Source organism: Aeromonas sp. A35_P (assembly GCF_002259925.1).
Lineage (GTDB): Bacteria > Pseudomonadota > Gammaproteobacteria > Enterobacterales > Aeromonadaceae > Aeromonas > Aeromonas dhakensis.
In genome coordinates, this window is sequence record NZ_NEVB01000015.1 from 1 (window position 1) to 15,014 (window position 15,014).

The following is a 15,014-nucleotide window of genomic DNA, read 5'->3' on the forward strand; positions in this document are numbered from 1 at the left end:
TTGCCGGCCAAAGCAGACAGTTTTTCTGGCAATGGGGTGAGTCTGGCGTGCTTTGGACTGCTGTCAGCCCCATTTTCCCTACCCCCAGCATTTCTTGTCGTGCTCCGGGAATTTTTCCCTGTCGTGACGCCACCTTCTGGCGGCAGCACGCTCGCAAATCTGCAGAAATCCTGCGGTTGATGACAGTCGCGCAACCATTGAACCGACCCTGTTCGACTCTTTTCAAGGCATGTTGACGGCTCGATGGGGGCTGCTGATGGCAGGTACATGGCCACTTGATGGCATGGAGGGTGAGCTGACTGCACAGCGCGATGGCCCTGTGCAGGGTTTCGCTGCGAGTCAATGGCAGGTGGGGAGGTTTGCTGGCTGCATCGCCCTGACCGGGCTGCCTGAAGAGGCGAGGGGAAGGCAGGGAGCCATGGGCGGGGAAACAGCAAACATGGCCAGAGGGTGGAATGGGAGCGGGCGTGCCGGCAGGTAGCCCGCGCCAATAAAAAACCCTCCAGCGGAGGGTTTTTTGTCACAACAGCCTGAACAAGCGGGGCTTAGAACAGGGTGGTGGAGAGATCGTAGAGCTCCTGGTTGAAGGGACGCTTCAGGTTCTCGATGCAGTCGATGATGTCGTGGTGCACCATCTCGTTGCCTTGAATACCGACGCAGCGGCCACCCTGACCGGCCAGCAGCTGTTCGACGGCGAAGGCGCCCATACGGCTGGACATGATGCGATCGCGGGCGGTCGGGGAGCCACCGCGCTGGATGTGGCCCAGGATGGTGGCGCGAGTTTCGCGACCTGTCATGGCCTCGATGTCCTTGGCCAGGGCGTTCACGTCGGTGACATGCTCACAGATGGTGATGATGGCGTGGCGCTTGCCTTTGGCTTCCCCTTCCTTGATCTGTTGCAGCAGCTTCTCTTTGTCGAAGGCCACTTCCGGCACGATCACGTACTCGGCACCGCCGGCGACGGCGGCAGACATGGCCAGGTCGCCGCAGTGGCGGCCCATGATCTCGACCACGGAGATGCGGTGGTGGGAGCTGCAGGTGTCGCGCAGACGGTCGATGGCATCCACCACCACGTTGAGGGCAGTGTCAAAGCCGATGGTGAAGTCGGTACCGGCGATGTCGTTGTCGATGGTGCCCGGCAGACCGATGCAGGGGAAACCCTCTTCGGTCAGCTTCTTGGCACCCATGTAGGAGCCGTCACCGCCGATCACCACCAGGGCGTCGATGCCGTGCTTTTTCAGGTTCTCGATCGCTTCGGCGCGCACTTTCGGATCTTTGAAGGCAGGGAAACGGGCGGAGCCGAGGAAGGTACCGCCACGGTTGACCACGTCGGAGACACTGTGGCGCTCCAGCTTGACGATACGGTCCTGGTGCAGACCGAGGTAGCCATCATAGATGCCGTAGACTTCCAGGCCATGATGCAGGCCGGCGCGCACCACGGCGCGAATGGCTGCGTTCATACCCGGTGCGTCGCCACCACTGGTCAAAACACCAATACGTTTGATTTGTTTGGTCATGAGTGCCTCTGGATCTGAGTTGTCGAATACGAAAGGGTTAAATGAGACAAGCCACTTTTACTATATCGGCTTTCATATGGGATGCGCTGGCTGCCATAGGAAAAGCGATACGCAGGAGGGGGCAAGCGCCCCCTCCATGGCAGCCGATTACTTGGCCGCGCCAGCGATGATCTGGGAGAAGTCGTCCACTTTCAGGGACGCACCGCCCACCAGGCCGCCGTCGATGTCCGGCTGACCGAACAGGTCGGCAGCGGTAGCACCGGTCACGGAGCCGCCGTACAGGATCTGTACCTTGGCAGCCACGGCGGCGTCGAAGCCAGCCAGGTACTGACGGATGTGAGCATGCACGGCCTGTGCGATTTCCGGGGTAGCGGTCTTGCCGGTGCCGATGGCCCATACCGGCTCGTAAGCCACGACGGCGTTCTCGAAGGAGGCGATACCGCAACGATCGATCACGGCTTTGAGCTGGGTTTCGACCACGGAGTTGGTGGTGCCGGCTTCGAACTGGGCCAGAGTCTCACCGATGCACAGCACGGGGATCAGGCCGCCTTTCTGGATGGCTTCGTACTTGGCAGCAACCACGTCGTCGGTCTCTGCGTGCAGGGTACGACGCTCGCTGTGGCCGACCAGGGAGTAGGTGCAACCGAAGGCTTTGAGCATGGACGGAGCGTTCTCGCCGGTGAAGGCGCCAGACTCGTGAACGTCGGCGTTCTGGGCACCGTAGGCAATCTTGCTGCCGGCGGTCAGTTGCTCAACCAGACCCAAAAAGATAACCGGCGGGCAGACGGCGACTTGTACAGAAGGATGAGCGGCAGCCGCCGGGGTCAGTCCTCTGATCAGTGCTTCGACGGAAGCCTTGGTGCCGTTCAGTTTCCAGTTACCCATTACCAGGTGCTGTCTCATCTTCTATATCTCCTAGGCATTTGATTGCGCGACATTATATGAATTGAACCGAGCCCAAGATAGCTGACCCGGCGGCAAATGACGTAATTTTTTTTCGCTTTCCTGATCCAAATCAGGAATGAAAGGCTCGATCGCTCAATCGGTGACCTGACCCCGCAGACGGGCCCACCATACCCCAATCCATTCGTGAATGGCAGCCTCGGAATACATCAGATAGCGCCCCTTGGGCAGGTAGCTGTAGAGGGGTTGCACCACCTGGCTCTGCTTGGCGGTGTAGTCGGTGGGGGCCGGCACGGCATTGAGTCCCTGACCCTGATAGAGCGCCATGGCCCGCGGCAGGTGGGTGGCCGAGCTCACCAGCGCCACCCGCTTGCCCTGCAGGTGGCGGCTGATGCTGACCGCCTCATCGTGGGTGTCTTTGTTGTTTTCAAACAACGTCATCCGCGAGCGGGGGATGCCGAGGCTTGCCGCCATGCGGGCGTTGATCTCGGCGTTCGAGAGGGGATCCCCCGACACATAGCCCGAGAAGATGAGCTCCGCTTGCGGATAAGCCTGGGCCAGCCGTACCCCCTCCAGGGTGCGGGCCAGGGCGATGTTGTTCTGCCAGCTGCGCTCAGGGACGGTCGGGTCGCTCACATGGCCGTTGCCGAGCACCACGATGGCCTGGATGTCCGGATGCTGGCTCACCTCGAAGGGGGGGAAGGTCTGCTCCAGCGGGCGGGCCAGCTGGTAGCTCACCGGCCGCATCCCCATCAGGGCGACGATGAGCAGGGCCAGGGTCGCCAGCAGCTTGCCGGTTTTCTGAAAACGGGTGAACCAGAGCAGCAGCAGCGCCAGCAACAGCAGGGTGACGGAGAAGGGGAGCGGCATCAGCAGCTGACCCAGCCACTTTTTAAGCACAAACACGGCAGAGAGTTCCTTGAGTTTTCAGCAAATTCGGGATGTGACAGAATACCTCTCTTTTTTGGGATGGCCACAACCCTGTGGCGCAAAAGTTGAGTTTCTCCTTGAAGCACGATCAGAGTTTCGACGGGCGGGCCGACAAGTTCGCCCGCAACATTTATGACTCCACCAAGGGGCGCATCCGCACCACAGTGGTCTGGAGCGACATCGAAGCCTGCCTGGCCCGCCTTGGCAACCGGCCCCTGCGCATCCTGGATGCGGGCGGCGGGTTTGGCTACTTTGCCCAGAAGCTGGCGGCCATGGGCCATCAGGTGGAGCTGTGCGATCTCTCCGCCGAGATGCTGGCGTTGGCCCGTAGCCAGATCGCCGAGAAGGGGTTGGAAGACAGAATTCGTCTCATCCATTGCCCCATTCAGGATCTTAAAGCACACGTGACCGGCACCTTCGATCTGGTGCTCTGTCACGCGGTGCTGGAGTGGCTCGCCGAGCCGCGCCAGACCTTGCTCGGTCTGTTCCCTTTCGTCAATGCCGGAGGCATACTGTCGCTGCTTTTCTACAACCGCCACGGCCTGCTGTTCCAGAGCCTGGTGGTGGGCAATTTCGATTATGTGCGCCTGGGTCTTCGCAAGAAGCGGCAGACGGCGCTGACCCCCACCAATCCCCAGCTGCCGGAGCTGGTGTATGACTGGATTGGCCGGGGCGGGCTCAAGATAATCGGCAAGACCGGGGTGCGGGTGATCCACGATTACATGCGCCACAAGCAGGATCAGCTGGAGAAGTTTGACGATCTGCTGGCCATGGAGCAGCAATATTGCCGGCAGGAGCCGTTTATCTCCCTGGGGCGCTATATCCACGTGATGGCGCAGAAACCCGCCGGCTGAGCCCCTTTTTTCGATGCTACCGGATGTAGCCGCGCGCAAGGCTTTGCGCCCAATACAACAACGAGATGACAACGTCATGATGAGTACATCCCGTACCCTGCCAGAGATGGTGGGATGGGTCAGGCAGGAGGGGCTGGCGTTGAGCCTGCCCACCGACCGGCTGGCCTTTCTGATTGCAATCAAGACCCTGTCCGAAGATGAGTCGGACCTGTCGGAAGCGGCCCTGCACGATGCCTTCGGCTACGTCAGCAACGCCTTCGGCCAGATGGACGAGACCCTCACCGGTCGCGCCAACAACGCCATCAACGATCTCATTCGCCAACAGCTGCTGTCGCGTTTCAACACCGACATGGTGGCCGGGGAGAGCCTCTATCGCCTGTCGCGTCTTGGCATGAGCATCGTCGACTTCTTTATGGATCAGCGCCAGGTTGACTCCATCAAGCTCTCCATCCTGCTCGAACACCTGGCGGCCGAGCTCGACACCGCCCGCAAGGCGGCGCTCGAGACCAACACCCGCGAGCAGTGGGATGCCGAGGTGCTGCCACGGCTCACCTTCTCCCTGGAAGAGACGCTGGGGCGCATCGATCTCACCCAGCGCGCCATGGATGAGCAGCAGAATCAGGTCAAAAGCGAGATCGCGGCCCTGCTGACCCAGAACTGGGTCGATGCCATCCACAGCTGTGAAAAGCTGCTGCACGAGACCGGCCAGACCCTGCGCGAGCTGCAGGATACCCTGGACGCCGCCGGCCACCGTCTGCAGGCGGGCCTGCTCAACATTCAGGAAGCGGCGCAGGGGCGCGAGGATCTGTTCCACGTCGAGGAGCTGACTCACGCCCTGCAGGGGCGCCTTGACGTCATCACCAGCTGGGGCCAGCAGTGTATCGAGCTGTGGGCCCGCTACGACAGACACGTCCACAAGTTCATCCGCAACGCCATCGACATGGACAAGAACCGTGCCTTCAGCCAGCGGCTGCGCGAATCCATCCGCAACTTCGATCAGCACAACTGGCAGCTGCGGGTGGCCGAAGAGCCCCGCCTGCTGGAGTTGCGCGACGAGACCATCGCCATCCACGACGAGGAGGTGACCGGCGAGGTGCCCCTCGAGATGGAGTACATGGAGATGGTGGACATCAACCAGGAGCTGGCCGAGCGCATCGAGCGCTACCTGGCCCGCTACCCCGAGCAGGGTCAGCAGCTGGATCTCGCCGACGTGCTGCGCGAATACCTGCTGGACTACCCGGCCCATGCCCACTTCGACGTGGCGCGTCTTCTGATCGACCAGGCCGTGCGCCTGGGCCATGCCAGCGGCGAGCACCAGCTGCATCGTCAGCCCGCATGGAAACCCATTAACCAAGCTGGATCCAAGGTTCAGGCCTATGTCATTGATCAATACTGAGTTTCCCTTGCCGCTGCGGCTCGCAGAGGCGATTGCCAACCCCTTGTTTCCGCGCATCGACACCGCCTTGCGCTCTGGCCGCCACATCAGTGCCGACGAGTTCGAGCAGCACTCGGCGCTGGTGGAGTATCACCAGGAGCTGGAGATCTTCTACGGCCGCTATCAGGTGGAGCTGATCAAGGCGCCGGAAGGCTTCTTCTACCTGCGCCCGCGCCCCAGTGCCGACATCGGAACAACAGTGTTATCTGAGCTCGATATGCTGGTGGGCAAGGTACTCTGCTACCTCTACCTGAGCCCGGATCGGCTCGCCTCGGAAGGGGTGTTCGCCATGGGCGAGCTGCAGGAGGAGGTGCTGAGCCTGGCCGACGAGAAGCAGCTGCTGCGGATGGTCAACAGCCGCTCCGGTGGCACCGATCTGGACAAGAAGAAACTGCTGGAGAAGATCCGTACCTCCATGCGCCGCCTGCGTCGCCTTGGCATGATCACCGCCCTTGGCAACAGCGACAAATTCCGGGTCAACGAGTCAGTGTTCCGCTTCGCCGCGGACGTGCGCTCCGATGAGGATCCGCGCGCGGTGCAACTGCGGATGATCCAGGAGGGGGAGGCCATCTTCCACGACGACGAAATGCCGAGCAGCGACTCGCTGTTTGATGACATCGAGGCGGACCTCGATGAAGAACAACTGGATCTGGAGGTATAAAGGTGCGAGGCAAGTTCAAATCCCTGACCATGGTCAACTGGAACGGCTTCTTCGCCCGGACCTTCGATCTCGACCAGCTGGTCACCACCCTCTCCGGCGGCAACGGGGCGGGCAAGTCCACTACCATGGCGGCCTTTATCGCGGCCCTCATCCCCGACCAGTCCCTGCTTCACTTCCGCAACACCACGGAGGCGGGTTCCAGCAGCGCCTCCCGTGACAAGGGGCTCTACGGCAAGCTGCAGCGCGGCCACTGCTATTCGCTGCTGGAGGTGATGAACAGCCGTGAGCAGCGGATCTGGGTCGGCGTGCACCTGGAGCAGGTGGCCAACCGTGACAACAAGGTCAACATCACCCCGTTCGCCCTGGTGGATGTGCCGGAGAATCTGGCACCCACCGATCTGCTGCTGGAGAAGCTCGACGACGGCAAGGGGCGGGTACGTGCCTTCGCCGATCTGAAAGGGGCGGCGGCCGAGCTTGGCGCCATCAAGGTCGCCAAGTTCAATACGGTGACCGACTATCACAACTTCATGTTCGAGTTCGGCATCACTCCGAAGAAGCTGCGTGATCAGAAGGATCGCGGCAAGTTCTACCGTCTGATCGAGGCCTCCCTCTACGGCGGCATCTCCTCGTCTATCAGCCGATCCTTGCGCGAATACCTGCTGCCGGAAAACTCCGGCGTGCGCAAGGCGTTCCAGGACATGGAAGCGGCCATCTACGAGAACCGCCGCACCCTTGAGGCTATTAAAGAGACCCAGGGTCAGCGGGATCTGTTCAAGAACCTCATTACCGAGACCACCCACTATGTGGCGGCGGATTATGTGCGCAACGCCGCCGAGAAGAACCGTCTCTCCGAGCTGGCCCTCAAGGCCCGTCAGGAGCTGGCAGGCAAGCGTCGCCTGCTGGCCGAGGAGAAGCAGCGCGCCATCTATCTGGCCGACGAGGTAGAGCAGCTCACCAACCGCGAGAAGCTGCTGACCGACGAGCTGGAATCGGCCGCCGAGCACCTGGCCAAGGTGCTGGCCGCCGTGGCGCTGCAAAAGAAGATCGAGATGTATCGCGCCGATCTGGCGGATCTCTCTGACAAACTAGAACAGCAGCAGGCGGTGGTAGAAGAGATCCATAGCCAGTTGCTGGAGGTGGAAGAGCGCAAGGAGCTGGCCCAGGCAGAGGTAGACAGCCTCAAGACCCAGCTGGCCGACTATCAACAGGCGCTGGATATCCAGCAGACTCGCGCCATCCAGTACCGTCAGGCGGTGCAGGCGCTGGAAAACGCCCGCGAGCAGTGCGAGCTGCCGGGGCTGACCGCCGAACAGGCGAGCGACACCCTGCACCAGTTCCGCGCCGCCGAGCAGAGCCTCACCAGCCGGGTGCTGGGGGCCGAGCAGCAGCTGGCGCTGGCCAAGGCGGCGGTGGCCGAGCACGAAGCGGCGCTGGCGCTGCTTTTGAACATTGCCCCCGAGACTGCGCGCGAGGCCGCCTGGCCCACCGCCAAGGCACTGCTCAAGCGTCATATCGAAGACAAGGCTCGGATTGCACAGGGGCAGGGGCTGCGCGCCGCGCTGGCTCGCCTCGAGAAAGAGAGCGAAAGCCAGCAGGCGCTGCTGCGCTTGCGTGACGAGCTGCAGCAGGCCTCCGGCCAGCTGATCGCGAGCCAAGACGAGCTGGAGTTGTTTCTTGAGGCCCAGCGCACCCGTCAGGAGGAGCTGGCCGAGCAACAGGCCGAGGTCAATCAGCGCCGTGCCAGCCTCGAGCATCAGGGCGCCCAGCTCGGCCGCGATATCGCGGAGCTGACCAAGCTGGCCCCGCGCTGGCTCAAATCCTTTGAAAAACTCGAGCAGCTGCGCGAGCAGAGCGGTTTGCCGCTCACCACCGCCGAAGAACTTTCTTCCGGCATGCAGAGCGTGCTCGACAAGGAGCGCGAGTTCGAGCAGGAGAGCAACCGCATCGCGGCGCAGAAACAGGCGCTGGAGCTGCAAATTCGCAACCTGCAGCTGGGGGCCGGTGAGGCGGATCCGCGCTTGGCTCGCATTGCCGAGCAGGTGGGGGGCGTGCTGCTCTCCGATGTCTACGACGACATCTCCATCGACGATGCCCCTTACTACTCCGCGCTCTACGGCCCGGCCCGCAGCGCCCTGGTGGTGCTTGACCTTGAGGGCGCCATCGAGCGGCTGAAAAAGCTGGAAGATTGCCCGGAAGATATCTACCTCATCCAGGGCAACCCCGACTCCTTTGACGAGGATCTGGTGGAGGCCGACGAGCTGGGTGACGCCGTGCTGGTGCGCACCAGCAAGCGTCAGGTGCGCTTCTCCCGCTACCCCGAGTTGCCGCTGTTTGGCCGAGCCGCCCGGGAAAAGCGGATCGAGCAGCTCGACCTTGAGCGCGAAGAGCTTATCGAGGGTTACGCCAAGGCCGCCTTCGAGCAGCAGAAGTACCACCGCCTCTACGGTCACTTCCGCGACTTTATCGGCCAGCATCTGGATATCGCCTTCCGCCCCGACCCGGAAGCGGAAGTGCAGGCCAAACAGGCCGAGCAGCGCAAGCTGCAAGAGACCATCGCCGAGTGCAACAAGCAGCTGACCGAGGCCAAAGCGGCCGCCGCCCAGCTGACTCGCCATATCCAGCTGGTGCAGGGGATGCTGCCCTTTGCCCACCTGTTTGCAGAGACTGAGCTGGCTGCCCGCCTCGAGGCGGCTCACGCCGATGTGGAAGCGTTGAAACAGGCCGAAGCCTTTATCGCCAAGCACGGCAAGGCGCTCGAGAAGCTGGAAACCATGGTGCAGGTGCTGCGTCAGGATCCGCAGGATCTCTCTGCCCTACAGGCGGCGTTTGACGAAGCCAACGAATTGCTGGCCGAGCAGAAGCGCCGTTGCTACACCCTCGATCAGCTGGTGGCCCGCCTGCCGCACTTTGCCTATCAGGATGCGCAAGACCTGCTGGGCAAGGCCTCCGAGATGAGCGAGCGACTCAAAGAGAAGCTGAAAGCGGCCGAGCTTGCCGCCCGCACCGCTGGCGAGCAGCACAAGCAGATTGCCCAGCGCCACACCGAGGCGTTGCAGCTGCGCACCGCGCTCAACTCCAGCGTCGAGGCCAAGCGCCAGACCCTGACCGAGTTCGAGCAGGAGCTGGCGGCCATGGGGCTGACCCTCTCTGACGACATGGAAGAGAAGGCGCGCGCCCACAAGAAAGAGATCGAAGAGCTGCTGATCCGCACCCGTTCCCGTCGCACCAGCGCCGAGGCCCAGCTGCAGGTGACCAAGCGCGAGATCGAATCCCTCGGCGGTCGTCTCAAGCTCGAAGGCAAGGATTACTACGGCGCTCGTAAATCCCTGGTGGGTCACAAGGCGAGCTGGTCGCGGGTGGTGCGGCTGGCGCGGGAGACCGACGTCGAGAAGCGCCTCAACAAGCGCGAGCTGGCTTATTTGGACAGCGACGAGCTGCGCTCCATGTCGGACAAGGCCCTCGGCGCCCTGCGGGTGGCGGTGGCCCACGACGAGGCCCTGCGTGATGCGCTGCGACTGTCGGAGGGCAACCGTAGCACCGAGCAGAAGGTGGCCTTCTACGTGCAGGTCTACCGTTACCTGAAAGATCGCATCCGCAACGACATCATCCGCTCCGATGATCCGGTGGAGGCGATCGAGGAGATGGAGATCGAGCTGGCCCGTCTGGCTGACGAGCTCAAGCAGCGGGAAACCCATCTGTCGCTCTCCTCTCACGAGGTGGCGGCCAAGATCACCAACATCATCCGCCGCGAGCAGAATCGCATCCGGGTGCTCAACCAGGGTCTGCAGAACATCGCCTTCGGTCTGGTGCGCGGGGTGCGTCTCAACGTCAATATCCGCGAGGCCCACACCCGTCTGCTGACGGCGCTGGCTGACCAAACCGCCATGCACAACGATCTGTTCGCCGACAAGGAGCTCAGCTTCTCCGAGGCGATGGCCAAGCTGTTCCAGCGCCTCAACCCGCAAGTGGAGCAGGGGGATCGCAGCTATCAGGTGATGGGCGACGTGCTGCTCGACTATCGCAACTACCTGGAGCTGGAGATCGAGGTGCAGCGCGGCGCCGATGGCTGGCTGCGGGCCGAGAGCGGCGCGCTCTCCACCGGCGAGGCGATCGGTACCGGTCAGGCCATCCTCTTGATGGTGCTGATCAGCTGGGAGGAGGAGTCCCGCCGTCTGCGCGGCAAGGACATCGCCCCCTGCCGTCTGCTGTTCCTCGACGAAGCGGCGCGGCTTGATGGCAAATCCATCGCCACCCTGTTCGAACTGTGCGAGCGGCAGGACATGCAGCTGCTTATCGCCGCGCCCGAGAACATCAGCCCCGAGAAGGGCACCACCTACAAGCTCATCCGCAAGGTGCAGGGCAAGCACGAGCACGTGCATGTGGTGGGTCTGCGTGGCTTCGGCTTCGCCGACGACAAGCTCATCGCCTGACAGAGGCTGACGGACGAGGTATGAAAACGGGAGGCTTGGCCTCCCGTTTTGTTTGGAAACTGTGGCAAAGTAGCGGCGCGGCCCTGGCAGGCCGGCATCACGCCGGTTTGCTTACAACCGGCGCCGCTTTATTGGCATCGAAACCCCGCAGGGGAGCAAGGACAAGGCACATGGTTGAAAAGGGGCAATTTTTGCGAAAGGGGCTGCTGCTGCCGCTCACCGTGCTGCTGGCCGCCTGCAGCAGTCGCTATGACGAGAGCCACGGCGGTAGCTGGCGCGGCTATAGCGAGACGGGGCTCGCCTCCTACTACGCCGACCGCTACCACAACAAGCGCACCGCCAGCGGCGAGCCTTACCAGCGCCACGCCAACACTGCCGCCCACATGGAGCTGCCCTTCGGCGCCATGGTGCGGGTCACCAACCTCGCCAACGGCAAGAGCGTGGTGGTCAGGGTCAACGACAGGGGCAATTTCCCCCGCGGGCGCATCATCGATCTCTCCAAGGCGGCGTTCAGCGCCATCGGCAATCCCCGCGCCGGGCTTATCAAGGTCAGGATTGAGGTGCTCTAGTAACCGGGTCTGCATGTGCTGGTGCCCCTCCATACCCGAGCCGCTGGAAGAGGGCGCTTCCCAGTGATCGCGGGCCATCTTCTTCATTCCAGTGGTGATGTTGCCAACACGACTTCCCATTTTCCGGTGTGCCATTAAGATAGCCAAACGAAAATCAGGGAGTCTTTGCCATCTGGCGGCAATCGGTCAGGCGGGCATCGGGCAGGAGCAGGGGAGGTTGAATGCATATGGAACACCCCTTGCCGTGGGTGGAGGCGATCATGTCTCCCTTCAAAGGGGTGACAGGGGAGGATTTCACCGGCGTTTGCTGCAACCGGGCATGGCATGGTGTGTGAGACACCCCTTCAACCCCCTGCCCATGCTTCGCCGCTAAGGAGCAGGCTATAAAGAGAGACCTCATTCACAGGGAGGATCAGAACATGACTGACAAGCGCGCCATTCAGGCAGCGGCCATCCCCGAGCACAAGGCAAAGTCCCTTTATCCGGAGCCCTTTGCCTCCCTGGTCAAGCACCGCACCCGGCGCAGGCTGGGGGATCATTTCGGCCTCGCCAATTTCGGGGTCAATCTGACGACCCTGGCACCGGGGGCCATCTCGGCGCTCAAGCACCATCACGGCCTGCAGGACGAGTTCGTCTATGTGCTCTCGGGCAATCCCACCCTGCGCCACGGTGAGGAGGAGTACCGGATGTCGCCAGGGGAGTGCATCGGCTTCAAGGGTGGCAGCGGCCTGGCCCACCAGTTGCTCAACCACGGTGAAGTGGACGCCGTCTATCTCGAGGTGGGGGACAGGCTACCAGGGGACACCGTCGACTATCCCGATGACGATCTGGCCCTGGTACAGGGTGCCGATGGCGCCTGGTCAGCCAGACACAAGGATGGCAGCCCCTACTAGGGGCGCCTCTTCACGCAATGAGAGAGACTTCCATGGTGTTCAGCCCCTTTTCTGCTGTCAGGGCAGAGGATTTTCTGCCGCTGCTCAACGATAAGACGCTGCGCAAGCACCTGATCCCTCACCCGCTTTTCGATGTGGCCGGGGTGCGCGACTGGATGGCGCACAAGCTGGGAGTCGACGCCCGGCCAGGCTGCCGCGTGCGCGCCATCTTCCTTGACGGCACCCTGGTGGGATGGTGCGGCATCCAGCCCGCTAACGAGGAGGTGGAGCTTGCCATTGTGCTCGCCAGGGCCGGCTGGGGAAGCGGCGTGGCGATTTTCAACGAGATGATGGGGTGGGCGAGGGAGCTTGGCCATCGGACGATCCTCTTTCACCTGCTGGATACCCGCCCGCCTTACCGCTCCCTCGCCAGACGGGCCATCTGGGTGAGGAAAACACGCCTGGGCGAATACCCCTTCACTACCTATTGCCTTGACGTTGAATCCTGGTCTGCAGACCCTTAGCCAGGGGGTTGCAAGCCGTGCCGCCTCCTAGCGGGTCACGTTGACGCCCTTTGCGCAATGACCCCTCCCGCTCGTTTGTTCCTCTGTGCACGGCGTGGTGAACACTGTGTTCATTCTGCCCCCCTATATGGCCCCCACCGTCCTGCCTACACTGGGCAACTTCTGATGGGGGTATCCGGCACTATAAATAGCTGTCCAGGCTGCACTCTCTAGTGTGTTGACGATGTACAACGGAGAAAACTGGATGAAAAAAGAGACAGACAAACTGGTGTCGATCGCCGTGCTGAAAGCCCGCGCCGGCATGAGAGAGGCACTGCGCCGCGAGCTGCTCAAGCTCATTGCGCCGACGCGGCGCGAGCCGGGCAACCTGGATTACGTGCTGTTTGAACTTCAGGACGAGCCGGGCACCTTCTATATGCGCGAAGCGTTCATCAATCAGGCCGCGCTGGACAGCCACTGCCAGACGGACTATTTCCAGGCCTTTGCCGCCCAGGCCGAGGTGCTGCTGGCAGAGCCGCTGCGGCTGATTTTTATGGAGGAGGTGAGCCCCCCTTAAACACATCGGGCCCAAGGTCGGCCCGATTTCTTCCCATGCCCGGTGCCGCACCAGACGCTATCCCCCGTCATCTTTCCCTTGATTTGCTTTCCTCCATCCTCCGACGAGGGACGTCTCATCACACTTATGCCACCTGTTTGTACCTGCAACCTTTTCATCTCCAGATTGTTTAGTAAGATACCCAAATGAAAATCAATATTGGGGCCAAACCCCGCAGCATCGTCACCATCGCGGGGGCTGTGATGTGGGTATTGGCCGTCATGGCGCCGAACAGATCAGAGGGATGAAATGGAGATAACACTGGCAGGGATCCCGCCAAGTGAGTTTGAACAGCGCTTTGCGGCCGTCAAAGAGGGGATCTTTCCCTATGTCGAGGCTGTGTTTGGCTGGGATGACGAGATGCAGCGTGAGCGGTTGACCAGCGAATATGAGCCGCACTGGTTTTCGTGGATCCTGGTAGAGGGCGAGCGAGTCGGCCTGCTCTGCTGCAAGCCATACGAGGATGCGCTGCACGTCCATCTGCTGATCATCTTCCCTCGCCATCAGGGCCGGCAGCTTGGTTCTGCCGTCATGGCGCAACTGCAACGGGAAGCGGCATGTGAGGGGAGGGTGCGGGTGACCCTGTCGAGTTTTACCGCCAATCAGGGGGCGATGCGGTTTTATCAGCGCCTCGGTTATCAGGTGGTGGCGGAAGAGCCGGCGTTCGTCTCTTTGTCCCGGCCGGTGACGAGAGAAGAGTCATGGGGTACCCATGGTTGAGGGAGCGTATTGATGGCAAGGCTGGATATTTTAACGGTTCCCGACCCCAGGTTGAGAGTCAAGGCCGAGCGGGTTGAGGATATTGCGGCCGTGCAAGGCCTGATCGATGACCTGCTGGAGACCCTCTATGCCACCGACAATGGTATTGGTCTCGCCGCCACGCAAGTGGGGCGCAAGGAGGCCATCGTCATCATCGACCTGTCGGAAAAACGGGATCTGCCGCTGGTATTGATCAATCCGCAAGTGATAAGCGGCACTGACCCGGCGCTTGGCCAGGAGGGGGGTCTGTCCGTACCCGATTATTACGCCCACGTCGAACGTTACAGCACAGTGGTGGTGTCGGCGCTGGATCGTCATGGTTCGCCTATCACCCTGAAGAGCAGCGATTTCCTGGCCATCGTGTTGCAGCATGAGATCGATCATCTGCAGGGAAATCTGTTTATCGATTATCTCTCGCCGCTCAAGCGCACTATGGCGTTGAAGAAGGTAAAAAAGCACCTCAAGGTGACATGACGCGATATTTCATGCGGCACGTTACATAACCATTTGATTATCTGCACAGGATGACGGGGTAACCATGTACAAGGTTGGTATTGTTTTATTTGATGATTTCACCGATGTGGATTTTTTCTTGGGAAAGTGCGAACAAGTCCTTGATGTGAGATCATGAACCCCACTTGGCATCAGGGATGAGGTTCAGCATGAGTCACCAGCTCACCTTCGCGGACTGCGAGTTCAATGGCAAACGCCGTAAAACCCGTAAAGAGATATTCTTGGCTCGCATGGAGGCTGTGCTCCCATGGCCAAGGATGCTGGGGGTCATCGAACCCGTCTATCCCAAAGCTGGTAACGGGCGTCGTCCCTACCCACTCGATACCATGCTCCGCATTCACTGTATGCAGCAGTGGTACAACCTCAGCGACGGCGCCATGGAGGACGCACTCTACGAAATTGCCTCAATGCGTCTGTTTGCCAAACTCTCCCTGGACCAGGCTATCCCTGAC

General features: G+C 61.4%; 15 protein-coding genes. 12 read left to right on the plus strand and 3 right to left on the minus strand.

Annotation, left to right across the window (positions count from 1 at the left end):
* On the plus strand, positions 1–180 hold a 180-nt coding region (locus tag CAK78_RS22945), incomplete at its 5' end, for a hypothetical protein (protein ID WP_217900803.1).
* A gap of 365 nt (positions 181–545) precedes the next feature.
* Here CAK78_RS22945 and pfkA read toward each other — a convergent pair.
* The 3 genes from pfkA to elyC form a co-directional block, all read right to left on the minus strand.
* Positions 546–1,517 (minus strand): 6-phosphofructokinase, encoded by a 972-nt coding sequence (gene pfkA / locus CAK78_RS01400; protein WP_005300508.1) that lies wholly within the window; start codon positions 1,515–1,517, stop codon positions 546–548.
* 147 nt (positions 1,518–1,664) lie between these two features.
* Complete coding sequence (gene tpiA, locus CAK78_RS01405) at positions 1,665–2,420, minus strand: triose-phosphate isomerase (RefSeq protein WP_094696124.1); 756 nt, start codon at positions 2,418–2,420, stop codon at positions 1,665–1,667.
* Between the two features lie 135 nt (positions 2,421–2,555).
* Positions 2,556–3,326, minus strand: coding sequence for an envelope biogenesis factor ElyC (gene elyC / locus CAK78_RS01410; protein WP_094696125.1), 771 nt, complete (start codon positions 3,324–3,326; stop codon positions 2,556–2,558).
* A gap of 101 nt (positions 3,327–3,427) precedes the next feature.
* Between elyC and cmoM the strand changes: the two genes are divergently transcribed.
* The 11 genes from cmoM to CAK78_RS01470 all read left to right on the plus strand — a co-directional run.
* Entirely contained in the window at positions 3,428–4,204 is a 777-nt protein-coding gene (cmoM, locus tag CAK78_RS01415; RefSeq protein WP_094696126.1) for a tRNA uridine 5-oxyacetic acid(34) methyltransferase CmoM, read from the plus strand.
* A 76-nt stretch (positions 4,205–4,280) separates the two neighbouring features.
* Positions 4,281–5,600 carry a chromosome partition protein MukF gene (mukF, locus tag CAK78_RS01420; RefSeq protein WP_005300519.1) on the plus strand — a complete coding sequence of 440 codons (1,320 nt, stop codon included), beginning with the start codon at positions 4,281–4,283 and terminating at the stop codon, positions 5,598–5,600.
* A complete protein-coding gene (mukE, locus tag CAK78_RS01425) occupies positions 5,581–6,300 on the plus strand; it encodes a chromosome partition protein MukE (RefSeq protein WP_005300522.1) in 720 nt (239 codons plus the stop codon). Before mukF ends, mukE begins: the two co-directional genes overlap by 20 nt.
* A 2-nt stretch (positions 6,301–6,302) precedes the next feature.
* Positions 6,303–10,730 (plus strand): chromosome partition protein MukB, encoded by a 4,428-nt coding sequence (gene mukB / locus CAK78_RS01430; RefSeq protein WP_094696127.1) that lies wholly within the window; start codon positions 6,303–6,305, stop codon positions 10,728–10,730.
* Positions 10,731–10,900: 170 nt separating this feature from the next.
* Positions 10,901–11,299 carry a septal ring lytic transglycosylase RlpA family protein gene (locus CAK78_RS01435; RefSeq protein WP_162519783.1) on the plus strand — a complete coding sequence of 133 codons (399 nt, stop codon included), beginning with the start codon at positions 10,901–10,903 and terminating at the stop codon, positions 11,297–11,299.
* Between the two features lie 419 nt (positions 11,300–11,718).
* Positions 11,719–12,192 (plus strand): cupin domain-containing protein, encoded by a 474-nt coding sequence (locus CAK78_RS01440; RefSeq protein WP_010634079.1) that lies wholly within the window; start codon positions 11,719–11,721, stop codon positions 12,190–12,192.
* Between the two features lie 17 nt (positions 12,193–12,209).
* Entirely contained in the window at positions 12,210–12,695 is a 486-nt protein-coding gene (locus CAK78_RS01445) for a GNAT family N-acetyltransferase (RefSeq protein WP_094696128.1), read from the plus strand.
* 244 nt (positions 12,696–12,939) lie between these two features.
* Complete coding sequence (locus CAK78_RS01450; RefSeq protein WP_094696129.1) at positions 12,940–13,251, plus strand: putative quinol monooxygenase; 312 nt, start codon at positions 12,940–12,942, stop codon at positions 13,249–13,251.
* A 288-nt stretch (positions 13,252–13,539) separates the two neighbouring features.
* Entirely contained in the window at positions 13,540–14,010 is a 471-nt protein-coding gene (locus CAK78_RS01460; protein ID WP_094696131.1) for a GNAT family N-acetyltransferase, read from the plus strand.
* Positions 14,011–14,022: 12 nt separating this feature from the next.
* A complete protein-coding gene (gene def / locus CAK78_RS01465) occupies positions 14,023–14,523 on the plus strand; it encodes a peptide deformylase (protein ID WP_094696132.1) in 501 nt (166 codons plus the stop codon).
* Between the two features lie 188 nt (positions 14,524–14,711).
* A partial coding sequence (locus tag CAK78_RS01470; RefSeq protein WP_141214098.1) for a transposase occupies positions 14,712–15,014 on the plus strand: 303 nt, incomplete at its 3' end.

Coding starts and splice junctions, on each gene's coding strand:
- pfkA (WP_005300508.1), bottom strand. CDS start 1,517: ATGACCAAACAAATCAAACGTATTGGTGTTTTGACCAGTGGTGGCGAC.
- tpiA (WP_094696124.1), bottom strand. CDS start 2,420: ATGAGACAGCACCTGGTAATGGGTAACTGGAAACTGAACGGCACCAAG.
- mukF (WP_005300519.1), top strand. CDS start 4,281: ATGATGAGTACATCCCGTACCCTGCCAGAGATGGTGGGATGGGTCAGG.
- mukE (WP_005300522.1), top strand. CDS start 5,581: ATGTCATTGATCAATACTGAGTTTCCCTTGCCGCTGCGGCTCGCAGAG.
- CAK78_RS01435 (WP_162519783.1), top strand. CDS start 10,901: ATGGTTGAAAAGGGGCAATTTTTGCGAAAGGGGCTGCTGCTGCCGCTC.
- CAK78_RS01440 (WP_010634079.1), top strand. CDS start 11,719: ATGACTGACAAGCGCGCCATTCAGGCAGCGGCCATCCCCGAGCACAAG.
- CAK78_RS01445 (WP_094696128.1), top strand. CDS start 12,210: ATGAGAGAGACTTCCATGGTGTTCAGCCCCTTTTCTGCTGTCAGGGCA.
- CAK78_RS01450 (WP_094696129.1), top strand. CDS start 12,940: ATGAAAAAAGAGACAGACAAACTGGTGTCGATCGCCGTGCTGAAAGCC.
- CAK78_RS01460 (WP_094696131.1), top strand. CDS start 13,540: ATGGAGATAACACTGGCAGGGATCCCGCCAAGTGAGTTTGAACAGCGC.
- def (WP_094696132.1), top strand. CDS start 14,023: ATGGCAAGGCTGGATATTTTAACGGTTCCCGACCCCAGGTTGAGAGTC.